The organism is Micromonospora sp. CPCC 205539 (assembly GCF_036906815.1).
In the GTDB taxonomy this organism is placed as follows: Bacteria; Actinomycetota; Actinomycetes; order Mycobacteriales; family Micromonosporaceae; genus Micromonospora.
In genome coordinates this window covers 49590-71416 of the sequence record NZ_JBAKHW010000011.1, presented here as the reverse complement: position 1 = coordinate 71416, position 21827 = coordinate 49590, and the positions used below count along the sequence as shown (strand labels likewise).

The 21827-nt window shown below is 71.5% G+C and carries 23 protein-coding genes; 12 read left to right on the top strand and 11 right to left on the bottom strand.

Going from position 1 to position 21827, the window contains the following annotated elements; all coding sequences use genetic code 11:
* Window positions 1-26 precede the first annotated feature (26 nt).
* Together V6V47_RS12225 and V6V47_RS12220 are read right to left on the bottom strand one after the other, a co-directional pair.
* A complete protein-coding gene (locus V6V47_RS12225; RefSeq protein ID WP_334628264.1) occupies window positions 27-227 on the bottom strand; it encodes a DUF397 domain-containing protein in 201 nt (66 codons plus the stop codon).
* Window positions 228-268: 41 nt separating this feature from the next.
* Entirely contained in the window at window positions 269-1135 is an 867-nt protein-coding gene (locus V6V47_RS12220) for a helix-turn-helix domain-containing protein (protein ID WP_334628263.1), read from the bottom strand.
* A 129-nt stretch (window positions 1136-1264) separates the two neighbouring features.
* Between V6V47_RS12220 and V6V47_RS12215 the strand changes: the two genes are divergently transcribed.
* From V6V47_RS12215 to V6V47_RS12205, 3 genes are read left to right on the top strand one after another with little or no spacing between them, the layout of a single operon-like run.
* Complete coding sequence (locus tag V6V47_RS12215; RefSeq protein ID WP_334628262.1) at window positions 1265-1906, top strand: GOLPH3/VPS74 family protein; 642 nt, start codon at window positions 1265-1267, stop codon at window positions 1904-1906.
* Window positions 1907-1951: 45 nt separating this feature from the next.
* Window positions 1952-3469, top strand: a complete 1518-nt coding sequence (locus V6V47_RS12210; protein ID WP_334628261.1) for an APC family permease — start codon at window positions 1952-1954, stop codon at window positions 3467-3469.
* The gene (locus V6V47_RS12205; RefSeq protein ID WP_334628260.1) at window positions 3466-4056 is read left to right on the top strand and encodes a GNAT family N-acetyltransferase; all 591 of its coding nucleotides are present in this window, start codon (window positions 3466-3468) and stop codon (window positions 4054-4056) included. Before V6V47_RS12210 ends, V6V47_RS12205 begins: the two co-directional genes overlap by 4 nt.
* Window positions 4057-4193: 137 nt before the next feature.
* On the opposite strand, the gene V6V47_RS12200 is transcribed toward V6V47_RS12205, so the two are convergent.
* Window positions 4194-5018 carry a SigB/SigF/SigG family RNA polymerase sigma factor gene (locus V6V47_RS12200; RefSeq protein ID WP_334628259.1) on the bottom strand — a complete coding sequence of 275 codons (825 nt, stop codon included), beginning with the start codon at window positions 5016-5018 and terminating at the stop codon, window positions 4194-4196.
* Between the two features lie 356 nt (window positions 5019-5374).
* Here V6V47_RS12200 and V6V47_RS12195 point away from each other — a divergent pair, with 356 nt between their 5' ends.
* Window positions 5375-6127, top strand: coding sequence for a hypothetical protein (locus V6V47_RS12195; protein WP_334628258.1), 753 nt, complete (start codon window positions 5375-5377; stop codon window positions 6125-6127).
* On the opposite strand, the gene V6V47_RS12190 is transcribed toward V6V47_RS12195, so the two are convergent.
* Window positions 6076-7665: a phospholipase D family protein gene (locus V6V47_RS12190; protein ID WP_334628257.1), complete on the bottom strand. Its 1590-nt coding sequence runs from the start codon at window positions 7663-7665 to the stop codon at window positions 6076-6078. The genes V6V47_RS12195 and V6V47_RS12190 overlap by 52 nt on opposite strands.
* Before the next feature lie 129 nt (window positions 7666-7794).
* On the opposite strand from V6V47_RS12190, the gene V6V47_RS12185 reads away from it, so the two are divergent.
* Window positions 7795-7923: a hypothetical protein gene (locus V6V47_RS12185; protein WP_255421212.1), complete on the top strand. Its 129-nt coding sequence runs from the start codon at window positions 7795-7797 to the stop codon at window positions 7921-7923.
* A 64-nt stretch (window positions 7924-7987) separates the two neighbouring features.
* Here V6V47_RS12185 and V6V47_RS12180 read toward each other — a convergent pair whose 3' ends face one another.
* Entirely contained in the window at window positions 7988-8974 is a 987-nt protein-coding gene (locus V6V47_RS12180) for a pirin family protein (RefSeq protein ID WP_334628256.1), read from the bottom strand.
* 9 nt (window positions 8975-8983) lie between these two features.
* The gene (locus V6V47_RS12175) at window positions 8984-9466 is read right to left on the bottom strand and encodes a MarR family winged helix-turn-helix transcriptional regulator (RefSeq protein WP_334628255.1); all 483 of its coding nucleotides are present in this window, start codon (window positions 9464-9466) and stop codon (window positions 8984-8986) included.
* 158 nt (window positions 9467-9624) lie between these two features.
* Between V6V47_RS12175 and V6V47_RS12170 the strand changes: the two genes are divergently transcribed.
* On the top strand, window positions 9625-10158 hold the full coding sequence (locus V6V47_RS12170) for a GNAT family N-acetyltransferase (protein WP_334628254.1): 534 nt from the start codon (window positions 9625-9627) through the stop codon (window positions 10156-10158).
* An 18-nt stretch (window positions 10159-10176) separates the two neighbouring features.
* Here V6V47_RS12170 and V6V47_RS12165 read toward each other — a convergent pair whose 3' ends face one another.
* The gene (locus V6V47_RS12165; protein WP_334628253.1) at window positions 10177-10665 is read right to left on the bottom strand and encodes an FBP domain-containing protein; all 489 of its coding nucleotides are present in this window, start codon (window positions 10663-10665) and stop codon (window positions 10177-10179) included.
* 60 nt (window positions 10666-10725) lie between these two features.
* Here V6V47_RS12165 and V6V47_RS12160 point away from each other — a divergent pair, with 60 nt between their 5' ends.
* Window positions 10726-11310, top strand: a complete 585-nt coding sequence (locus tag V6V47_RS12160; protein ID WP_334628252.1) for a TetR/AcrR family transcriptional regulator — start codon at window positions 10726-10728, stop codon at window positions 11308-11310.
* An 18-nt stretch (window positions 11311-11328) separates the two neighbouring features.
* Window positions 11329-11916 carry a DUF1684 domain-containing protein gene (locus tag V6V47_RS12155; RefSeq protein ID WP_334628251.1) on the top strand — a complete coding sequence of 196 codons (588 nt, stop codon included), beginning with the start codon at window positions 11329-11331 and terminating at the stop codon, window positions 11914-11916.
* Window positions 11917-11961: 45 nt separating this feature from the next.
* On the opposite strand, the gene V6V47_RS12150 is transcribed toward V6V47_RS12155, so the two are convergent.
* Window positions 11962-12528 (bottom strand): general stress protein, encoded by a 567-nt coding sequence (locus V6V47_RS12150; protein ID WP_334628250.1) that lies wholly within the window; start codon window positions 12526-12528, stop codon window positions 11962-11964.
* A gap of 120 nt (window positions 12529-12648) precedes the next feature.
* Here V6V47_RS12150 and V6V47_RS12145 point away from each other — a divergent pair, with 120 nt between their 5' ends.
* The 3 genes from V6V47_RS12145 (at window position 12649) to V6V47_RS12135 (ending at window position 18167) form a co-directional block, all read left to right on the top strand.
* Window positions 12649-14478 (top strand): glycoside hydrolase family 15 protein, encoded by a 1830-nt coding sequence (locus tag V6V47_RS12145; RefSeq protein ID WP_334628249.1) that lies wholly within the window; start codon window positions 12649-12651, stop codon window positions 14476-14478.
* A gap of 159 nt (window positions 14479-14637) precedes the next feature.
* Window positions 14638-17526 (top strand): carbohydrate-binding protein, encoded by a 2889-nt coding sequence (locus V6V47_RS12140; RefSeq protein WP_334628248.1) that lies wholly within the window; start codon window positions 14638-14640, stop codon window positions 17524-17526.
* A gap of 140 nt (window positions 17527-17666) precedes the next feature.
* Window positions 17667-18167 carry a metallophosphoesterase family protein gene (locus tag V6V47_RS12135; RefSeq protein WP_334628247.1) on the top strand — a complete coding sequence of 167 codons (501 nt, stop codon included), beginning with the start codon at window positions 17667-17669 and terminating at the stop codon, window positions 18165-18167.
* A 191-nt stretch (window positions 18168-18358) separates the two neighbouring features.
* On the opposite strand, the gene V6V47_RS12130 is transcribed toward V6V47_RS12135, so the two are convergent.
* A complete protein-coding gene (locus V6V47_RS12130) occupies window positions 18359-18655 on the bottom strand; it encodes a DUF3072 domain-containing protein (RefSeq protein ID WP_334628246.1) in 297 nt (98 codons plus the stop codon).
* A gap of 77 nt (window positions 18656-18732) precedes the next feature.
* Here V6V47_RS12130 and V6V47_RS12125 point away from each other — a divergent pair, with 77 nt between their 5' ends.
* A complete protein-coding gene (locus tag V6V47_RS12125; protein WP_442934225.1) occupies window positions 18733-19671 on the top strand; it encodes an NAD(P)/FAD-dependent oxidoreductase in 939 nt (312 codons plus the stop codon).
* 70 nt (window positions 19672-19741) lie between these two features.
* Here V6V47_RS12125 and V6V47_RS12120 read toward each other — a convergent pair whose 3' ends face one another.
* Both V6V47_RS12120 and V6V47_RS12115 read right to left on the bottom strand, forming a co-directional pair.
* Entirely contained in the window at window positions 19742-21037 is a 1296-nt protein-coding gene (locus tag V6V47_RS12120; protein WP_334628244.1) for a cation:proton antiporter domain-containing protein, read from the bottom strand.
* 106 nt (window positions 21038-21143) lie between these two features.
* Complete coding sequence (locus tag V6V47_RS12115) at window positions 21144-21821, bottom strand: HAD family hydrolase (protein ID WP_334628243.1); 678 nt, start codon at window positions 21819-21821, stop codon at window positions 21144-21146.
* Window positions 21822-21827: the final 6 nt, after the last annotated feature.

The following is a 21827-nucleotide window of genomic DNA, read 5'->3' as shown; positions in this document are numbered from 1 at the left end:
CCCAGTCTCGCACCGGGCCGCCGGGGTCAGGGGCGGCGGACCTCGTCGACGCCGTGCAGGAAGGCGCGCCAGGCCGAGGACCCGAAGGCGAGCACCGGCCCGGAACGGTCCTTGCTGTCCCGGACGGCGACCCGACCGTCGGCTGTCGCGACCTCCACGCAGTTGCCGTTGCCGCTGCTGCGCGTGCTGGTGCGCCAGTCCGCCCGGGTGAGGTCGAGCCCCGTCATCGGTGGTACCTCTCGTCTGCGTCGGCGTGCCGCAGACGCGGTCACGCAAAGTTACGAGAAGCCTGCTCTAGGCGGGTCAACGACGCCGTCGGATTGAGCGCCATCCGGCACAACTCCTCGTGCAGCAGGCTATACCCGAGCACCTGGTCAGCATCCTCCAACGCCATCCCCATCGTGAGGTTATCCAGGTAAACCACGGACGCGTCGGCCGAGTCGGCGAAGCTGAGGACCACGTACGGGGTGCTCATCGCGGGGTGCTCGCCGACCGCGAACGGAAGTACCTGGATTGTCACGTTAGGTAGTTGCGCGACCCGACTCATGTGGGCCAGTTGGTCGGCCATCACGGTGGCGCCGCCCACCGGGCGCAGCAGCACCGCCTCGTTGAGCACCACCGACAGCTCGACCGGGCTCTCCCGGTGCAGCACGTCCTGCCGGTGCAGTCGGGCGGCCACCTTGCGCTCCAGGCCATCCTCGCCCGCGGTGCGCCGGTAGATCGCCTTGGCGTACGCCTCCGTCTGCAGCAGCCCGGGCACCGACTCGGCCTCGTACGTGCGCAGCGCCGCGGCCTCGGCCTCCAGGCCGACGTAGAACTCGAACCACTCGGGCAGCACGTCGCTGTACTTCTGCCACCAGCCGCGCTGCTGTGCGCCCCGGGCGATCTCGATGAGGGCCTCGGCGTCCGCACCCGTCACCTGGTAGAGCGCGAGTGCCGCCCGGACGTCGCGGGGCTTGATGCCGATCTGAGCGTTCTCGATCCGGGAGAGGTTGCTCTTGGACATGTCGAGTTGGCGGGCGGCCACATCGAGGGTCATGCCGGCGCGCTCACGGAGCTGTCGGAGCTCGCGGGCGATGCGCCGACGGCGAACGGTGGGGCTCGCGGTGGGCCGGACGGAGGGGCTGGCGGTCACCGTCCGAGTCTGTCACGGCGAATTGCGCAGGTCGCGCCTGCACGCAGTGCAACTTTCAAATCTGGGAGTTGCGTTGCAGTAGCGGTCGGTGCATCCTTTTCCCCGTCGCGATCACTGTGGACACATCCGTTGCGGGAGGACCGTTTGCTCATCGCCGACGAGTTCTTCCTGATCGCTCACAACGACAGCCGTGGCAAGGCGAAACTGCACCCGGTCGCGACCGGCATCGGGCTGGCCAGCGGGCTGCTCGGCGAACTGATCCTCTATGGACACGTCACCGTCACGGCCGGCCAGGTCGCCGTCATCGACCGACGCCCACCGGGCGACGCCCTGGCGCACACCGTGCTCGACCAGTTGATCGGCGAGCCTCAGCACCGGGCGGTCCGCACCTGGCTGAGCTTCCTGGGACAGACCGCCACGACGTCGGTGGGGGAGCGGCTGGCCCGAGCCGGCGTGCTGCGCCGCCAGGAGAGCCGCCGGCTGCTGCGCACCTCGGTCAGCTACCTGCCGATCGACCTGAACGCGTCGGCCTGGCCGGCCACCCGGTTGCGGGCCCTGCTGGACCGGCCGGACCCGCCGAACGTACCGAACGCCCTGCTGCTCGGCCTGGTCGTGGCCGCCGGGCTCAGCAGGGAGGTGCTCTGGAGCGCCGGCCCCCGCGCCCATCACCGACTGAACGTGCTCATCCCCGCGCTGCCCGCGCCGCTGAGGGAGCTCGTCGGGCACACCGAGGCCGCCGTCGGCGCCGCCGTGCTGCGCGGGGTCCCCTGATTCCCCTGGTAACCCCCACACCCCCTCGACAATCGGAGTAGTCGCATGCCCCCGACATCGACAGTCGACCGACCGAGCAACGTCTCCGAAGCACTGGCCCGGGGCCGCCTCGGCATCCCCTCGGTGATCTTCTTCGTGCTGTCCGCCGCCGCGCCGCTGACCGTGGTGGCCGGTGTGGTCACCACCGGCTACGGCGTCATCGGGGTGACCGGCATCCCGCTGGCTTTCCTGGTGGTCGCCGCGGTGCTCGCCCTGTTCTCGGTGGGCTACGTGGCCATGTCCCGGCGAGTCGAGAACGCCGGCGCCTTCTACGCCTACATCTCACGTGGTCTGGGCCGACCGGCCGGCGTCGGCGCCGCCTGGGTGGCGCTGATCGCGTACAACGCGCTGCAGGTCGGGCTCTACGGCACGATCGGCGTCGCCGCCGAGCCGGTGCTCGACCGGATCTTCGGAGGGCACCCGCACTGGTCGATCGTCGCGCTGGTGGCGTGGGCAATGGTCGGTGTGCTCGGCATGCTCCGGGTGGACATCAACGGCCTGGTCCTGGCGGCGCTCCTGGTCGCCGAGATCGTGGTGATCGTCGTCTTCGACCTGGGCCAGCTCGGCAACCCGGCCGGCGGCGAGGTCAGCTTCGCCGCGTTCTCGCCGGACAACCTCCTCGTACCGGGGGTGGGCGCGGTCCTGGTGCTGGCCATCCTCGGGTTCGTCGGCTTCGAGTCCGCAGTGGTCTTCAGCGAGGAGAGCAAGGACCCGAAGCGCACCGTGCCGCTGGCCACCTACCTGTCGGTGGCGATCATCGCCGGGCTGTACGCGCTCTCGTCCTGGACCATGACGGTCGCCGTCGGTCCGGACAAGATCGTCGCCGAGGCCGGCGCGCAGAGCGTCGGGCTGATCTTCAACCTGGCCGGGGCGCAGCTCGGCGACACGGCGGTCACCATCGGCCAGGTGCTCTTCCTGACCTCCGTGCTGGCCGCGATGATCTCCTTCCACAACACCACGGCCCGCTACACGTTCGCGCTCGGCCGGGAACGGGTGCTGCCGGCGGTGTTCGGGCAGACCTCCCCGCGGACCGGCGCGCCGCGGGCCGCCTCGCTGGCGCAGAGCGCCTTCGGCCTGCTGGTCATCCTGCTGTACGCGGCCAACGGCTGGGACCCGGTGGTCAAGCTGTTCTTCTGGGGCGGCACCACCGGCGGGTTCGGCGTACTGCTGCTGATCGCCACCACCTCCGTGGCGGTGATCGCCTACTTCGCCCGGACCGACAGCGGCGAGAACCTCTGGCGGCGGGCCATCGCACCCGGCCTGGCCACCATCGCGCTGTTCGTGATCATCTGGCTGGCCGTGTCGAACTTCGCCGACCTGCTCGGCGTCGCACCGGACTCCACCCTGCGATGGGCGCTGCCCGCGATCTACCCCGTGGCGGCCGTGCTGGGCATCGGCTGGGCGCTGGTGCTGCGCGGCAGCCGGCCGGACACGTACGCGCGGATCGGCCTCGGTGCGGCGAGCGCCACGGCCACCGTGCCGACGGCGGCGTCGGAGCCGGCCACCGCGGAGGTGTCCCGATGAGCGTCGCCATCGACCGGCTCGGGCCGGCGGACACCGAGCTCGTCGCCGGTCGGATCGCCGAGGCGTTCACCGCCCTGGAGGTGACCTTCTGGCTGGTGCCCGACGCGAGCAAGCGCGAGGCCGTGCTGGCCGGGGACTTCGAGATCCTGGTCGACCACGCGATGCGGCACGGCCTCGTCCACGCCACCGCGGACCGCGCCGGCGTCGCGGTCTGGCTCCCGTCGGTCGGCGAGCCGCCGCCACCGCCGCCGGACTACGACTCGCGGCTCGCCGCCGCCTGCGGCGAGTGGACCGACCGGTTCCAGCATCTCGACGAGCTGTTCGAGGCGAACCATCCGCACGCCGACCACCACCACCTGGCCTTCCTGGCGGTCCAGCCGGAGCGCCAGAGCCAGGGGCTGGGCAGCGCGCTCATGGAGCACCACCACGCCTGGCTGGACGACAACGGCATGCCGGCGTACCTGGAGGCGAGCAGTGCCCGCGGCCGGGACCTGTACGCGCGGCACGGCTACCGGGCTGGCGAGCCGTTCCGGGTGCCGGATGGCACGCCGTTCTGGCCCATGTGGCGCGAGCCGATCGGCCGCTGACGGCGCCGGCCGGGCCGCTGCCCCGAGGGGTATGACGACCCGGCCGTGCGCCACGACAACGCTGTCACGCCCGCGTGACGGCACCCGAACGTGGTCGAGGGCCGGGTCCGCCGACCCGGCCCTCGACCATGAACCACCTAGTACGTGCCGTCGAGCTGACCGCGCAGCTTGGTCAGCGCGCGGGTCAGCAGCCGGGAGACGTGCATCTGCGAGACACCGATCTGGTCGGCGATCTGCGACTGGGTCAGGTTGCCGTAGAACCGCAGCGTGAGGATCTTCTGCTCGCGCTCGTCGAGCGTGGCCAGCGCCGGGCCGAGGGCGACCCGCAGCTCGGCCAGCTCGAACTCGCCGTCCTCGCCGCCGAGCATGTCGCCCAGCTCGGTGGCGCGCTCGCCGTCGCCCGTCGGCGTGGACAGCGACACCGCGTTGTACGCGCGGGCACCCTCCAGGCCCTCCAGGACCTCTTCCTCGGTGAGCTTGAGGTGGGCGGCGATGTCGGCGACCGTCGGGGAGCGCCCGAGGGTCTGCAGCAGCGAGCTGTTGGCGTCGGAGATGGCGAGCCGCAGCTCCTGGAGGCGGCGGGGCACCCGGATGTCCCAGGTGCGGTCGCGGAAGTGCCGCTTGAGCTCGCCGATGATGGTGGGGATGGCGTAGCCGGCGAAGTCGACGCCGCGCGACGGGTCGAACTTGTCGATGGCCTTGATCAGGCCGACGGCGGCGGTCTGCGCCAGGTCGTCGGTCGGCTCACCCCGCCCGCTGTAGCGGTGGGCCAGGTGGTTGGCGAGCGGCAGCCAGGCCTCGATCGCCCGGTCCCGCAGCGCGGGGCGCGACGGGTGGTTGGCGGGCAGCGCGGCCATCGCGTTGAGGACGTCGGCGGCGCTGTCGGTGAGCGCCCGTGGGTCCAGCTTCGTGGGCTTCGCGGCTGTGGTCGCCGGCTGCTCGGTGATCGTTGGCGCGGTCATGGGTGGTCCTCCCTGCACCTCGTCCGCGGACAAAAAAGTTGTGACGTTTCGGTTTAACTGCCTACCGGCCGTTCGGGAGCCACCTTAACCTGATCGGCTCCCGAATATCTAGCCGAAAGGCTGATGTACTTAAGGTGTGTTCGGTCGTGAAAGCCGCATACCGGGCAGAAGTTTGGGAAGTTGTGCGGATCCGCACCCGGTTTCCGGGCCACACCTCGCCAACCGGTCGGTCGAGTGCCGTCGACCAAGCGGTCAACAGGGAATCCGACAACAGGACGGCACTGTCTACTATCCGTCGTTGTCCCGTCGGTGGGACTCGCCGTAGCGTCGCGTGTACTCACCGCTTCGGAGGCACCGTGCTCGATCCAGCTGCTCCCCAGCTCGTCGTGAACAGCCGTACGCTCTACTTCAGCTGGCTACCGGCGGATCCGGACGCGGTCGCCGCCCTGGTTCCGCCCGGCCTGCGTCCTCGGCCGGACCGGCAGGTGTTCCTCAACCAGTACGTCGTCGACGACGAGGCGCAGACCTCCGGCTTCGGCGCCTACTCGCTGACCTACCTCGGCGTCTCACTCGCCGGCCTGGACGCCCCCGGTGGCCTCAGCCCGGGCGGCTGGTGGACCCACTACATGGCCTCCAGCCGACGGGTCCGGGACTACGCCGCAGCCCGGGGCGCACCGGTGCTTCCCGGGCGCACCCGGATCGAGGTGCGCGACGGCGAGCTGCTCTCCGAGACCGAGACCGACGGCGCGCTCCTGATCCGGGCCCGCTGCCGGGTGGGCGAGACCGGCCACTTGATCAACAGCGGGCACCACCGCTACTTCACCCGCCGCCAGAACCAACTGCTCAGCTCGGTCTACCCGTTCGTGGCGGAGCCGGTCGACCCGTTCGAGATCGAGTCGGTCGAGTTCCTGGAGCCCGGCCACCCGATGTACGCGCTACGCCCGGCCAACCCGCTGATGATCGGCTTCGGCTACTACTCGCCGCGCTCCTCGTTCGCCTATCCCGGGGGGCTGACCGAGCACCCGGGTGGAGGCGGTCCGCCGCCGGATCGCTCGGCTCACCAGGTGCCGGCCAGTCTGGCCCGCAGCGGCCTGCCGTCCGGGTCGTAGACCAGGCGGTACATGGGCAACGCCCAGGTGCGGGTGTACCACGGCAGCCGCTCCGGGCGATGTGGGCGCAGCCGGCCGGGCGGGCGATCCCCGACTTGACCGTCGTCGTACCACTGTTGCAGCGCATCGGCGGCGGCCGTGACGGCCGCGACGGCGTCCGCCGGGTCGAGCAGGTCGGCGTCGTCCGCGCCGGCCGGGTCGCGGTCCAGGTGCTCGCGCCAGAGCCGCAGGCGCAGATCCCGCGCGAAGGTCCGAGCACCGTCGCCCTGCCCGGCGGGGTCGGTCGGCTCCCGCTCGTCGCGGGTGTCGTCGAGCACCGCGCAGGACAACTCGCTGTCGTGTGTCCAGGATCGGCGGTTGAAGTTGTCGCTGCCCACGCTGGCCCAGACGTCGTCGACCACGCAGACCTTCGCGTGCACGTAGACCGGGTCACCGGCGTGGTTCTCCACGTCGAACACGTGCACCCGGTCAGGTGCGGCCCGCTCGCACAACGACAGCGCCTGCTCGCGGCCGACCATGTTCGGTGGGAGCGCGAGCCTGCCGTCCACGTCCGGGTGCCGCGGCACCACGGCGATCAGGTGCAGATCCGGATTGTCCCGCAGCGCGTGGGCGAACAGGTCCGCCACCTCGGTCGACCAGAGGTACTGGTCCTCCAGGTAGATGAGCCGGCGCGCCCGGCGTACCGCTTTGGTGTAGCCCCGAGCCACCGTCCGCTCGCCGTCCGGTGCGAACGAGTAGCGCGGCCGGACGGCGGGGTAGGTGCGCAGCACCTGGATCTGGTGCGGGCCGCAGGGCGGCGGGTCGGCCGGTTGCTCGGGCAGGGGGTCGGGGCGCAGGTCGGCGCCGTGCAGCCGGTCCCGCAGGTGCGCCATCGGGTTCTCCGAGTCCAGCGGCATCGGGTCGGTCCAGCGCTCCCGGAACACGGTGTCCAGCGCGCCGACCACCGGGCCGCGGAGCGCGAGCTGCACGTCGTGCCAGGGCGGACGAGGGCCGTACCGGGGGGACATCTGCACCGGCTGCGGGTCGCCGTGGTGCGCGGCGTCGTCGCGCCGGCTGTGGCACAGGTCGATCCCGCCAGCGAACGCGATGTCGCGCTCCGGTGCGCCCGGGTGTCGCAGCACCACCAACTTCTGGTGGTGCGAGCCGCCGCGCCGCACCCGCTGGTCGAGCAGCACCTCGCCGCCGGCGGCGGAGATCGTCTCGCTGAGGTCGCGGTTCTCCGCCTCGCTGTACGCGAGCACGTCGAGGTGTGAGCGCCAGATCAGCCCCTTGACCACCACTCCGCGCTGGGCGGCCTGGGCGAAGAGCTGAGCCACGGTCGGCCCGTCCGGGCGCATCCGCTGGTCCGGGTCGCCTCGCCAGTCGGTGAAGAAGAGGTGGTCTCCGGCGGTCAGGGACTCCACCTCGTCGACCAGTCGGTCGAAGTACGAAGCACCGTGAATCAACGGCTCGGCGAGGTTTCCGGTGGTCCAAACGGGCAACTCGGAGACCGGGTTGGCACGTTCCTGCGCGGTGAGGAACCAGTCCTGCAACGGCATGGTCCAGCCCTCCTGAGGTCGACAACGTCCTCACGGTAGGACCCCCGCCGTGGGTCCGCACGCCAGCCCGGCAGACCGGTGACCTGGCCTACGCCGTTCGAACGACCCGACAGCCAAGGAGGCCACACCATGCCCCGCGAGACAACGAACCCCGTGACCGAATACCGCGAGCCGGCGGTGGAGAGCGAACGGGGAGCGCTGGTCGCGGTGTTGGTGATGGTGATTCTCGGCGTCGCCGGGATATTCGCGGTCTCCTGAAATCGGCGCCGGTGTCCCGAAACCAATCGGGACACCGGCGCCGAAATCAGGCGTTGACCGTTGGTCAGGGCCGCTGGCCCTGACCGCCGGTGTGCGGCAGCCGCTCGGTGGGGACGACGCCAAGCCGGCCGGCCTGGAAGTCCTCGAATGCCTTGAGTAGCTCGTCCCGGGTGTTCATCACGAACGGGCCGTACTGCGCCACCGGCTCCCGGATCGGCTGGCCGCCCATGATGTAGAGGTCCAGCGCCGGGGTGTTGCTGTCCTGCTCGGCATCCGCGCTGAAGCGCAGCGCGTCGCCCGCGCCGTGCACCGCGAGCTGACCGGTACGCACCGGCCGACGCTCGGCGCCGACCGTGCCGCGCCCGCCCAGCACGTACACCAGGGCGTTGAACTCGGGCTGCCAGGGCAGGTCGACCTGCGCGCCGGGCTGGACGGTCACGTGCGTGATGGTGATCGGGGTGAAGGTGGAGCCCGGGCCACGGTGCCCGGCCACCTCACCGGCGATGACCCGGATCAGCGCGCCACCGTCCGGCGTGGTGAGCAGCGCCGACTCCCGGCCCCGGATGTCCTGGTAGCGGGGCGGGTTCATCTTGGCGACGCGGGGCAGGTTGACCCAGAGCTGGGTGCCGTGGAAGAGCCCGCCGCTCACCACCAGGTGCTCCGGCGGGGCCTCGATGTGCAGCAGCCCGCTGCCGGCGGTCATCCACTGGGTGTCGCCGTCGGTGATGGTGCCGCCGCCGCCCTGCGAGTCCTGGTGGTCGAAGACGCCGTCGATGATGTACGTGACGGTCTCGAAGCCGCGGTGCGGGTGCCACGGGGTGCCCTTCGGCTCGCCCGGCGCGTAGTCCACCTCGCCCATCTGGTCGAGGTGGATGAACGGGTCCAGGTCCGTCGTCGACACCCCGGCGAAGGCTCGGCGGACCGGGAAGCCCTCGCCCTCGAAACCGCTCGGCGCGGTGGTCACCGTGCGGACCGGCCGGATCCTGGTGGATTCGTCGAGCCGGGGCAGCCGGGGGAGGACGAGAACGTTGTCGACGGTGATCGCGGGCATCGGATGCTCCTAATTCGTGGCGTGGGTGGTCGAGCTGGCCCGGGCCGCCCGGAGGCGGTCACCGAGCCGGTCGAAGACCCGGGTGAGGCAGGCGACCTCGGCGTCGTCGAGGTCATCCATCAGGTGGGTACGCACCGACGCCAGATGGTGGGGTGCGGCTTCGGACAGGGCGAGCAGCCCGGCGGCGGTGAGCACCGCCTCGCTGCCCCGCCGGTCGTCCGGGCAGGGCTCCCGGGTGACCAGGCCGCGGCGTTGCATCGAGGAGATCTGGTAGGTCAGCCGGCTGGGCGAGAAGACCAGTCGACCGGCCAACTCGCCCATCCGCTGCCGTTGCCCCGGCGTCTCGGAGAGCAGGACCAGCACGTGGTAGTCGGCGAAGCTGAGGTCGCTGTCGGCCCGCAGATCCTCTTCGAGCTGGGTGTAGAGCCGCTGGCTGGCCTCGATGTAGGCACGCCAGGCGGCCGATCGGGCGCTGTCCAGATTCTCGGTCACATCCGGAACACTAGCACTCTTTCAAATTTCAACTAGTGGTGCAGGACGTCGCCCTGATCACGTTCGGGCAGTCGGCGACAGCTGGTCGTGCAGTTTTGAAGAGAACCGACGGTAATCGGGCGGCGGAGCCGGGCCACGATGTGCCAGACTCCGGCCTCGTGGAACACGTCGACCTTGCCGCCGGTGACCTGTTGCTGCGTCCCTGGCGGGAGGCGGACGCGCCGGCGGTGCGTGACGCGCTGCGCGATCCGGCCATCGCGCAGTGGAACCCGCAGGGCGGTGGCCCGATCGACGACCAGTCCGCCCTGCTCTGGGTGCGCCGCCGAGCCGACTGGTCCGGCGGCGGCCACGTCTCGATGGCGGTGACCGCCGCGACCGACGGCCAGCTACTGGGGTCGGTGTCGCTGCACAGCATCCACCACGGCGACGCCTCCATCGGATACTGGACGATGCCGGCGGCGCGGGGGCGCGGGGTGGCGGTACGAGCCGTCGTCCGCCTCACCGGGTGGGCGTTCACCGACCTCGGGCTGCACCGGGTGGAGCTGTGTCACGCGGTGGACAACCCGGCCTCCTGCCGTGTCGCCGACCGGGCCGGCTATCCCGCCGAGGGGACGCTGCGCGAGTCGTACCAATACGGTGACGGCCGCCGCCACGACGAGCACCTGCACGCCCGCCTCGCCACCGACCGCTAGCCGGGCGCTCGCCGGCGTCTACTCGGCGACCTTCGCCAGGAACGCCGCCATGGTGGTCCGCGTGCGTTCGATCTTCTCCGGCAGGGTCAGGGTCTCCTGGATGCGCCAGCCGGCGGTCTTCTTTCCCCGTAGGTACAGCGAGCAGGCCAGGTCGGTGCAGAGGTAGATGCCGACCGAGTTGCCCTGGCGGCCCTCCGGCCCGGCCTTGCGCGCCGTCATCAACGAGACGCCGTCGCCGGTGTGCGTGGTGAGGCAGAGCGAGCACATGCTGCGCCGGACGCGCCCGGTCTGCTGCGGCGCGACCCGCAGCGCCACCCCGACCAGCCCGGCGTCAGACTCGGCGACCAGGTAGGCCCGCTGCGTCGCGGCCGGGTCCTGCCAGCCGAGAAAGTCGAGGTCGTCCCAGGGCCGCGTCTCAAGATCATGGGGTACGGCCAGGCGCTTCGCCTCACCCTTGGTGCAGTTGACGAAGGACGAGCGGATGGCGGACTCGGTCGCGGGGATCATAGGGAGTAGCCTAGCTCTCCTAGGCAAACGGTTAAGCGGGCTAGATTCGGGGTGTGGCGCATGGCACGTGCAGGGGTGACCGTCGACCGTCTGACCCTGGCCGCGGCGGAACTGGCCGACCAGGTGGGTGTGGAGCACGTGACCGTCGCGGCGCTCGCGCGCCATTTCGGGGTCAAGGACGCGAGCCTGTACTTCCACCTCAAGAACGCGCAGGAGCTGCGGGTCAGGATCGCGCTGCTGGCGTTGGCGGAGCTGGCCGACCGGGTCGCCGCCGCGCTCGCCGGCCGATCGGGCAAGGACGCGCTGGTGGCCTTCGCCGACGCCTACCGGGACTACGCGAGGCGGCACCCGGGTCGGTACGCCGCCATGCAGATCGACCTCGATCCGGAGACGGCCGCCACGAGCGCGGGCCCCCGGCACGCCGAGATGACGCGAGCGATCCTGCGCGGCTACCGACTGGACGAGCCCGACCAGACCGACGCGGTACGCATGATGCACAGCACCTTCCACGGGTTCGTGAGCCTGGAGAGGACCGGCGGCTTCCGCCATCACCCGCGTACCGCGGACGCCTCGTGGTCCCGGGCGCTGGACGCTCTCGACGCCGTACTCCGCAACTGGCCGAGACCGTCGGATGACACGCCGTGACCGCATAGGCTCGACAACGTGGAAGATCTTGAGTTGGCCGACTGGCGGGAGCGGGTCGCCCGGCTGTATCTGTCCGACGTCGACCTGGCCGGGTTCCGCGCCGGCCGCGACCGGCTCTTCGCCACCCATCCGCAGAGCCCCATCCCGCCAGCGGACCGCCCCGGCTTTCCCGGGCTGCGCTACTTCCCACCCGACCCGGCGGCCGTGGTGGAGGCCCCGCTGCGGCCGGCCAGCGGCGAGCTGCAGGTGGACACCGGGGGCCCGGACGGGGTGATCACGTACCGACGGGCCGCGGTGGCCGACACACCGTGGGGGCCACTGACCCTCTGGTGGATCGAGGCGTACGGCGGTGGGCTGTTCCTGCCGCTGCGTGACGCCACCTGCGGGACCGAGAGCTACGGCGGTGGCCGGTACCTCACCGACACGGTGAAGGGCACCTTCGGTCGGGGCGTCGAGCTGCTGCCCGGCGACCGGGTCCGGCTGGACGCCAACTACCTCTACAACGCCTCGTGCGCGTACGACGATCGCTGGGCCTGCCCGCTGGCGCCCCCGGAGAACCGGGTCGACGTGCCGTTGCGGGCCGGCGAGCTGTCGTACCACGACTGACCGGCCGCCCCCGCCTGCTGCCGGGGACGGCCGGATGTCAGGTGCTCAACCGGAGACCTGCATCCGGCCCAGCAACTGCCGGGCCTGGTCGGCGAGCTGCTCGTCGACGATCACCGCGTACTGGCCGGCGCGTAGTGAGCTGGCCGACGTGAAGTCCCGTTGCCCGCCGGTCATGGCGTGCGCGACCGCGCCGAACACGGCGCCCCAGATCGCGCCGACGATCAGCCCGACCACGATCACCGCCAGCCAGTTGCCGACCGTGAAGATGCCGAACAGCAGGCCGATGAAGAGCCCGAACCAGGCTCCGGTGCCAGCGCCGAGCAGGGCGGCGCGGCCGGTCGTCATCCGTCCGAGCACCGTCTCCACCAGCGCGAGGTTGGTGCCGACGATCGCGCTGTGCTCCACCGGGAAGCGGTTGTCGGCCAGGTAGTCGACCACGCGCTGCGCCGACGGATAGTCCGGGTATGAGCCGATCGTCACGGTGGGTGGGCCGGTCTCCGGCCCGTGCCCGTCACCGGTCGGCGCCGATGGGCGGCCGGCCGGCCCGGACGGAAGCAGATCGTCCTGCGCGCCGGGCCGCCAGGCGGCGGTCGGCCCCGAAGCTGAGGTCATGAGCATCCTCCCTCGTCAGCCGACCGGGTTCCCGCGCAGGCCGTCCGGTAACGCCGGGCACCGCCCCGGATGCCCGTCCGCCCGCAGGAATGCGCCCGGACGGCCCGGGTAGGCAGCCGGGTGGAGAGCGGACAGATCAGCGACCACGGGTTCCTCGCCGACGGCAGCACTTCGGCGCTGGTGGACCGTTTCGGTTCGGTGAACTGGTGGTGCCCCGGCCGGTTCGACGCACCGTCGGTGTTCGGACGGCTGCTCGGTGACGACGCCGGGCACTGGTCGATCCGACCGGAGGGCGAATTCAGCGTGCGGCGGCGCTACCTCGACGACACCCTCGTGCTGCAGACGATCTTCCGCACCGAGCACGGTGAGGTGGCGCTGACCGACGCGCTTGCGTTCGAGCCCGGCGCGCGCGCCCACAACATCGGGATGCGCTCGCCGCAGGTGCTGGTCCGCAGCGTCCAGAGCCTGTCCGGCGAGGTCCCGATGCTGATGCACTACCGGCCCCGCTTCGAGTACGGGCGGACCACCGCGTTCCTGGTCGAGCGCAACGGCACGCTGGAGGCCGCCGCCGGGGCCACCCGCCTCACCCTGCGCAGCAACGTGCGGCTGAGATCCGGCGACGGCGAGGCCAACGCGACGTTCACGGCCCGCGCCGGCTCGGTGCACAACTTCACCCTCGGGTACGCCCCGACCTACGACGCGCCGCCGCCGGAGGTGCCGGACGCCGACCAGACGATCGCCGACACGGCTGCGGGATGGCGGTCCTGGACCGCCCTGCACGAGTACTACGGGCAGTACCACGACCAGGTACGGCGGAGTGCCCTGGTGGTGCAGGGCATGACCTACCGCCCCAGCGGCGCGGTGGTGGCCTCGGCGACCACCTCGCTGCCCGAGAAGCTGGGCGGGGACCGGAACTACGACTACCGCTATGTCTGGGTACGCGACTTCAGTCTCACGCTGCGGGCGCTGTGGCGGTCCGCCTGCTACGACGAGGTGCAGCGGCAGTTCGCCTGGCTGGGTCGGGCCATGGGCCGGATCGGCGACGAGCGGGTGCCGATCATGTACGGGGTGGAGGGCGAGCGGGACCTCACCGAGCACCGTCTGGACCAGCTCGCCGGATACCGCAACAGCCAGCCGGTGATGATCGGCAACGACGCGTGGCAGCAGCGGCAGATCGACATCTTCGGCGAGGCGCTCGATGCCGCCTGGTTGATGCGCGACGCGTTGGAGCCGATGGACCCGGAGGTACGCCACCTGCTCCGGGTGCTCGCCGACCAGGCCGTGTTGGACTGGCGGAAACCGGACGCGGGGATGTGGGAGGAGCGCGGAATCCAGCACCACCACGTCTCGTCGAAGGTGCAGTGCTGGGTCGCGCTCGACCGGGCGGTTCGCTTCGGCGAACGGCTCGGCGGGCCGCAGGACGTCGCTCGGTGGGCGGCCGCCCGCGACGAGGTACGCGCCCTGGTACTCGAGCGGGGGTGGAACGACCGGCTCCAGGCGTACACCGGGAGTTTGGATGGCGACGACCTGGACGCCTCGGTGCTGGTCCTGCCGCTGGTGGGGTTTCTGCGGGCGGACGATCCCCGGATGCGGGCGACGATCCGCGCGGTGGAGCAGGGGCTCTCCCACGACGGCCTGCTGCGGCGGTGGGACGGCGACCCGGCCGGCTTCCTCATCTGCTCGTTCTGGCTCGTGGGCTGCCTCGCGATGGGTGGCGAGCGGGACCGGGCGCACGAGTTGTTCGAACGTCTGGCCGGCCGGGTCAACGACCTCGGCCTCTTCGCCGAGCAGATCGACCCCCTGACCGGGGAGCAGTTGGGCAACTTTCCCCAGGCGTTCTCGCACATCGGCTTGATCAACGCCGCCGGTGAGCTCACCGACGTCGACGCGGACAAGGCCCTGCGTGAGCGCGGCATGCCACCACCGCACTTCACCCCCACGCGCTCCTGACGCCCTGCGGGCTCTTTCGCATCAGTCGTGACAACTTTCGATTCGACGAACCGAAGTTCTGTCGCTCGGAAGTGAAAGACGTTAATGTCCGGGACACATTGCGGTGCTCCTCCAGTCGGCGGGAGCGGCACCGGGATCGTCCGGACAGCAGGAGGTCTCGTGTCACGCACTCCGCGCCGACGTCTCGTCGTCGCCACCACTGTGCTCACCGTCCTGGCCGCCGTCGGTTTCGCGTCGTCGGCCACCGCCCGCCCCAGCACCGAACGGCCGGTCGCCGCCGCGCAGGCCGCGGTGGCCCTCGCGCCGCCCGCCACCAACGGATTCGAGAAGATCGCCCTCGACGGTGGACTCTCCATGGGAGAGCCGATCGAGTTGGCCGTCGCCCCCGATGGCAAGGTCTTCTACATCAATCGTGGCACCACCAACGGCGGCGGTCAGGTCCGGCTCTACAACCCGGCGACCCAGTCGACCACCGTCGCGTTGACCGTGGCCCTGGACGCCCGTTTCGAGGACGGCCTGATCGGCATCACCCTGCACCCGAGCTTCGCCAGCAACCGCTGGGTCTACCTCTTCTACTCGCCGAAGGTCACCCCACTGGTCAACCGGATCAGCCGGTTCACCTTCAACCCGACCACGCTGCTGCTCGACCCGGCCAGCGAGGATCCGCTCATCGAATGGCCCACCGAGCGCGACCTGTGCTGCCACTCGGCCGGCTCGATGAGCTGGGACACCGCCGGCAACCTCTACTTCGCCGTCGGCGACAACACCAACTCCGGCGGCGACTCCGCCGGGATGGCACCGATCGACGAGCGGACCACCCGCAACCCGCAGTACGACGCGCAGCGCACCTCGGGCAACACCAACGACCTGCGCGGGAAGATCAACCGCATCCATCCGGAGAACGACGGCAGCTACACCATCCCGTCCGGCAACCTCTTCGCCAACGGCACCGCGAAGACGCGACCCGAGGTCTACGTGATGGGCGTGCGCAACCCGTACCGGATCTGGGTGGACCGCAAGGCGGGTAACACCCTCTACTGGGGAGAGGTCGGCCCGGACGCCGGCGCGGACCTCGCCAACCGCGGCCCGGCGGCGTACGACGAGTTCAACCGGGCCACCGGGCCCGGCAACTACGGCTGGCCGTTCTGCGGCGGCCCGAACGTGGCCTACAACGACTGGAACTTCGCCACCAACTCACCGCGCGGCTGGTTCCCGTGCGGCGGATCGACCGGCCCGGTCAACGACTCGCCCCGCAACACCGGCCTCCAGCAGCTCCCGGCCACGAAGCCGGCGCTGGTGTGGGAGCAGCACGGCGGCAGCGACGACTGGCCGGCGCTGGACAACCCGGGTGGTTGCGGCTCGCCCAACCACGTCGAGGTCTACCACTACGACCCGAACCTCGTCTCGGACGTAAAGTGGCCGGCCTACTACGACAACAAGTGGCTGATCTCCGAGTACTGCCGCAACTGGATCAAGGAGGTCCAGTTCGACAACGGCAACCCGGCCACCGGCGCGCCGACGGTCATCGAGCCGGTGCTCGCCGGCATGAACCTCGTCCACCCGATCGACTGGCAGTTCGGCCCGGACGGCTCGCTCTACCTGCTGGAGTACGGCAGCGGCTACTTCTCCGGTGCCGTCGACGCCGGCCTCTACAAAATCAACTACGTCCAGGGCGGGCGGTCGCCGGTGGCCAAGGCCAGCGTCAACAAGGACAGCGGCCTGGCCCCGCTGGCGGTGACGTTCTCCAGCGCCGGCAGCTCCGACCCGGACGGCAACCCCCTGACGTACGCCTGGGACTTCACCGACAACGGCAGCACCGACTCGACCGCGGCGAACCCCTCGTTCACGTACGCCGCCAACGGCAGCTACAACGCCCGACTCACCGTCAACGACGGCACCGGCCGCAGCGCGACCACGCTGGTACCGGTGGTGGTCGGCAACAACCGGCCGACGGTCACGCTGAACGGGCTGCCCGCCGGCGGTCTCTTCGACTGGGGGCAGAACCTGGCCGTGGGCGCCTCGGCCAGCGACCCGCAGGACGGCACCCCGGCCTGCTCGGCGGTGGTCGTCCGGGCCGCGCTCGGGCACCAGGAGCACGCCCACGAGGAGGGGGAGGGGACCGGCTGCGGCGCCACCTTCAACACCGGGCCGGTGCACGCCGGCCCGGATTCGGTGCTCTTCTTCGTGCTGCGGGGCAGCTACACCGACAAGGGCGCGGCCGGCTCGGCCGTCCTGACCGGGGAGAAGGAGATCAGCCTCTACCCGAAGCAGTGGCAGGCGGAGCACTTCGTCCAGCTCAACGGACCCCAGGTGATCAATCAGGCCGCGGCCGAGGGTGGCAAGCGACTGGGTGACATCCAGAACGGCGAGAACGTCCGACACCACGCGGTGAGCCTCAAGGGGATCACCGGGGTCAGGGCGCGGGTCTCCTCCGGCGGACCGGGAGGCACCGTCTCCTTCCGGTACGACTCGCCGACCGGCACCGAGGTCGCCCGCATCGCCGTGCCGAACACCGGCGGGTGGGACAACTACACCGAGCTCAGTGCCACCGTGACCAAGCCGGACGACGGCACCCACGACCTGTACCTGGTCTTCACCGGCGGCAGCGGCGCGCTGCTGGACGTGGACAGTTACACCTTCACCGGGCCGGGGGTCGGCACCGGCGGGGCGCGTACCGGGGAGATCAAGGCCCTCGGCAAGTGCGCGGACATCGCCTCCAGCCAGACGGCCAACGGCACCAAGGTGCAGACCTGGACCTGCAACGGCACCGGTGCGCAGCAGTGGACCCTGCCCGGCGACGGCACCGTACGCGGGCTCGGCAAGTGCCTGGACGTGAAGGCCAGCGGTCTCGTCGACGGCACCCTGGTCCAGCTCTACGACTGCAACGGCACCGGCGCCCAGCAGTGGGCTCCGCAAGCGGACGGCAGCCTGCGCAACCCACAGTCGTCCCGCTGCCTGGACATCCCCAGCTCCGATCTCACCGACGGCCGGCAACTGCAGATCTGGACCTGCAACGGCTCCGGGGCCCAGCGCTGGACCCTGCCGTGACCGGCGGCTGATCGACTCCGTGTCCCGGCTCCCGGGGCGCCCCGATGTCGCGGCGCCCCGGGAGCGGGACACCGGAGCGGAGTTCGGCCGTCCACCCGCGTCCCCGGGTGGGCGGCCGAGGCTCGGGGGACAATGCCGGGATGCGGCTGGTGCTCACGGCGGACACCCACCTACCGAAGCGGGCCCGGGACCTGCCCGGCCCGCTCTGGTCGGCGATCGACGCGGCGGACGTGGTGCTGCACGCCGGCGACTGGGTGGACGAGACGCTGCTCGACGCGATGGCCGCGCGCTCGCGCCGGCTCATCGGGGTGTACGGCAACAACGACGGCCCGGCGCTGCGCGCCCGGCTGCCGGAGGTGGCCCGGGCCGATCTCGACGGACTGCGGGTCGCCGTGGTGCACGAGACCGGGCCGCGGACCGGCCGCGAACAGCGCTGCGCCGCCCGCTTCCCCGACGTCGACCTGCTGGTCTTCGGGCATTCGCACATCCCGTGGGACACCGAAGCCCCCGGCGGTCTACGCCTGCTCAACCCCGGCTCGCCCACCGATCGCCGCCGCGAGCCGAACGCCACCTACCTGACCGCCGAGGTCCGGGCGGGCGCCCTGACCACGGTCGAGCTACACCGCCTGCCGCGCCGCTGACCCCCCGGCCTGGCCTGGCCCCGCGCTGGCCCGGCCCCGCGCTGGCCCGTCCCCGCGCTGGCCCGGCCTCGTACTGGCCTGGCCTGGCCTGGCCTCGCCGCGCTGCGGCATGATCGACTCGAGATCGCTGATATCGGGCTGTCACCGGCGGCGGTATACCGCGATATCAGCGATCTCGAGTCGATCGTGGTCTATTGCCCTCGGCCCGTCTCGGCCTGGAGCTCGTCGATCCGCTTGGACGCCTCGGCCTTGGTCAGATCGGCCGGCACGTCCGCGTCCGCCTCCCGGGCGAGGGTGTGCAGGTAGGACTCCTGGGCAGCGGTGGGCGGCTCGTCGCCGGTGACCCACTCGTCCGGGTCCTTGATCGCACCGCGCGGGTCGACCTGCTCGTTGCTGCGATCCGTCATGATCTTCTCCTTGTCTTCGAACAGGTGTGCCAGTACCCCGATCTCCGCCAGTTCATGCCGGCCCCGAGCCGTGCTGCTCATCAGCCGCTGTGGTGTCAGGGAGGCCGGGGAGTCGGCCGGCCGCCTACGATCCTCGGATGAGCGTGGACCGGTCGGGCGTGGTGGTGGTCGGGGCGGGTATCGCCGGGGTGGCCTGCGCGGTGGAGCTGGTCCGCGCCGGACTGCCGGTGCAGGTCCGGGAGCGGGGGCACGTCTGCGGCGGCCGGATGGCCAGCAAACGCTTCGCGGGCCGTCCGGCGGACATCGGCGCCGCGTACTTCACCGCCAGCGACCCGGACTTCGCCGCCGTCGTCGACCAGTGGCGTGCCGTCGGCCTGGTCCGCGAGTGGACCGACACCTTCCAGGCGTACGACCGGGACGGTAACCACGACGTACCCGGACCGATGCGGTTCGCCGCGCCGCGTGGGCTGCGCTCGCTGGTCGAGAATCTCGCCCGTGCGGTGCCGCTGACCGTCGACCGGCTGGTGCTCACCGTGGAGCCCGGGCCGGTCGTGGACGGCGACCCGTGCGCGGCGGTCGCCCTGGCCATGCCGGGCCCGCAGGCCGCCCTGCTGCTCGACCCGGCGCTGGCCGACGCCACCCGGGTCGTGCAGGCGCAGCGCTGGTCACCGTCGCTGGCCGCGGTGCTGCGTTTCTCGGCCCGACGCTGGCCGGACTTCCGCGGCGCGTTCGTCAACGACCACCCGGTGCTCAACCTGGTCTGCGACGACGGCGACCGGCGGGGCGACGGCGCGCCGGTGCTGGTCGCGCACACCGTCCCGGAGTTCGCCGCCGGGCACCTCGCCCAGCCCAGCGGAGCCGGCCGGGCGATCGAGCAGGCGGTCCGGGACCTGCTGGGGCTGCCCGAGGCGGCCGCCGACGTGCACGTGCACCGCTGGACGTACGCGAAGCCCACCGGCGGACCCGGGGCTGACACCCACCACCTCGACGCCGACGGGATCGGGCTGGCCGGCGACGCGTTCGGCAAGTCCCGGGTGCAGACCGCCTGGCGCTCCGGTCGGGACCTGGGCCGCGCCCTGGCCGCCCGCCTCGCCTGACCGCCGCCGCAGGCGCGCCGGTGGGCGGGTCCGATGGGCGACGGATGCAGTGGTGGTGCCTGCGGCCGGGTCAGGAGCGTCCGGAGGTCGCTACCGGCTCGCTGGCAGCGTCCCGTTCGGCCGGGTCGGCCGTTCGCTCGCCTTCCCGGTCCAGCAGCTGCATGACCGGGGTCGCGGCGACGCCGTGCACCACCACCGAGACAAGCACCACCAGCCCGACGGTGGCCCAGATCAGCTCCGCCTGCGGGAAGTCGACCTGCGTGGTGGCGTACGCGACGTAGAAGAACGAACCCACCCCGCGGATACCGAACAGCGAGATCACCCAGTGCTCAGCCGGCCGGCCCGGGGCGCCCCGCAGCGACAGCCAGCCGACCAACGGCCGCACCAGGAACACCAGTGCCAGCCCGACGGCCGCCGCCTGCCAGGTCAGCGGGGCGAGCAGGCCGCCCACGATCGCGCCACCGAGCAGCAGCAACAGCACCAGGGTGAGCAGCCGCTCGATCTGCTCGGCGAAATCGTGCAGCACCGAGTGGAACTCGTGGGTCCGCTCGGCGGCCCGGATCGCCCGGGCGGCCACGAACACCGCCAGGAAGCCGTAGCCGCCAGCCACCTCCACGAGCCCGTACGCCAGGAAGGTCGCGGCCAGCGCGAGGAAGCCCTCGGCGTGCCGGGCCAGCCGCAGCGTGCTGGGCGCCCGGAAGAAGAGCTTGCCGAGCAGCCAACCGATGAGCAGCCCGCCGCCGACCCCGACGCCCACCTTCCAGAGGACGTCCACGGCGAACCAGTCGGCCAGCCAGTCGCGCGGGGCGAGGCTGGTCGAGGCGATGGCGATGGCCGCGTAGACGAACGGGAACGCCAGCCCGTCGTTGAGGCCCGCTTCGGAGGTCAGCGCGAAACGCACCTCGTCCTCGGAGTCCTCCACATCGGTCGGCTCGCCGACCTGCACGTCGGCGGCGAGCACCGGATCGGTCGGCGCCAGCGCGGCGCCCAGCAGCAGCGCGGCGGCGGGCACCAGCCCGGCCCACCACCACCCCAGCAGCGCCACCGCCGCGATGCACAGCGGCATCGCGATGACCAGCAACCGCCAGGTGGACGACCACCGCGTCCAGCTCAACGGTCGGTCGATCTTGAGCCCGGCGCCCATCAGGGCGACGATCACCCCGATCTCGGTCAGGTGGGTGGTCAGGTCCGGGTGGGCCAGCGGGTCCGGTGTCGGCAGCCCGACCGGCAGCAGGAAGACCAGCATGCCGAGGGCGAGAAAGGCGATCGGCATGGACAGGGGACGTCGCTCCAGCACCCGGGGCAGGATGCCCGCGAGCAGAGCGCCCAGACCCACCAGCGCGAACGCCACGTCTACCGGCTCCACGGCACCACCCTTCGGCCGTACCCGCGCGGCGCGGGCAGGTGGTGACAGACCATGCCCCGGAGGCCCGTTCCCTAAGCGCCCCCGCTGCGGTCAACCGGAGTGACCCTCACCTCGGCCGGCTGAGCGGCGAGTCGTCGAGCGTGGCCAGCAGCGCGGCCGGGTCGTCGTACACCGCCACCGCCCCGGCACCAGCCAGCTCGCCGCGGCTGGTGCCACCGCAGGTCAGCCCGATGCACGGGATGTCGAGCTTGCCTGCCGCCGCGACGTCCCAGACCGAGTCGCCCACGAAGACCACCCGCTCGGCGGTCAGCCCGGACTGCGCCAGCGCCGCGACCAGGATGTCCGGGGCCGGCTTGCTCTCTTCGGCGTCCGCCGAGGAGGTGACCGTGTCGATCACGTCGTCGGCGTCGAGCGCCCGGCGCAGGGCGCCGACCTCCTGCTCGGAGGCGGAGGTCGCGAGCACCACCCGCAGTCCTCGCTCGGCGCAGGCGCGCAACAGTTTCGTCGCCCCGGGGAGTGGTGTGAGTCGATCCCAGTACTCGGCGTACCGGGTGTCGTGCGAGTCGCGCAGCTTCCCGTCGGCGTCGCGGTCCCGTTCCGGGCCGAGCAGGTGCTCCAGAAGCTTGTCCGCGCCCATCCCGATCGAGCGGTGCACGGTCGCCATCGGCACCGGCTGGCCGGCCTCCCGCAGCGCCTCCCACCAGCACACCGTATGCAGATAGGTGGTGTCGACGAGGGTGCCGTCGACATCGAAGAGAACACCGGCGAGGCTGTCACTAGGCATGGGCGT

Coding starts and splice junctions, on each gene's coding strand:
- V6V47_RS12205 (WP_334628260.1), top strand. CDS start 3,466: ATGAGCGTCGCCATCGACCGGCTCGGGCCGGCGGACACCGAGCTCGTC.
- V6V47_RS12225 (WP_334628264.1), bottom strand. CDS start 227: ATGACGGGGCTCGACCTCACCCGGGCGGACTGGCGCACCAGCACGCGC.
- V6V47_RS12210 (WP_334628261.1), top strand. CDS start 1,952: ATGCCCCCGACATCGACAGTCGACCGACCGAGCAACGTCTCCGAAGCA.
- V6V47_RS12135 (WP_334628247.1), top strand. CDS start 17,667: ATGCGGCTGGTGCTCACGGCGGACACCCACCTACCGAAGCGGGCCCGG.
- V6V47_RS12165 (WP_334628253.1), bottom strand. CDS start 10,665: ATGATCCCCGCGACCGAGTCCGCCATCCGCTCGTCCTTCGTCAACTGC.
- V6V47_RS12190 (WP_334628257.1), bottom strand. CDS start 7,665: ATGCCGTTGCAGGACTGGTTCCTCACCGCGCAGGAACGTGCCAACCCG.
- V6V47_RS12150 (WP_334628250.1), bottom strand. CDS start 12,528: ATGACCTCAGCTTCGGGGCCGACCGCCGCCTGGCGGCCCGGCGCGCAG.
- V6V47_RS12200 (WP_334628259.1), bottom strand. CDS start 5,018: ATGACCGCGCCAACGATCACCGAGCAGCCGGCGACCACAGCCGCGAAG.
- V6V47_RS12130 (WP_334628246.1), bottom strand. CDS start 18,655: ATGAGCAGCACGGCTCGGGGCCGGCATGAACTGGCGGAGATCGGGGTA.
- V6V47_RS12185 (WP_255421212.1), top strand. CDS start 7,795: ATGCCCCGCGAGACAACGAACCCCGTGACCGAATACCGCGAGCCGGCG.
- V6V47_RS12115 (WP_334628243.1), bottom strand. CDS start 21,821: ATGCCTAGTGACAGCCTCGCCGGTGTTCTCTTCGATGTCGACGGCACC.
- V6V47_RS12160 (WP_334628252.1), top strand. CDS start 10,726: ATGGCACGTGCAGGGGTGACCGTCGACCGTCTGACCCTGGCCGCGGCG.
- V6V47_RS12180 (WP_334628256.1), bottom strand. CDS start 8,974: ATGCCCGCGATCACCGTCGACAACGTTCTCGTCCTCCCCCGGCTGCCC.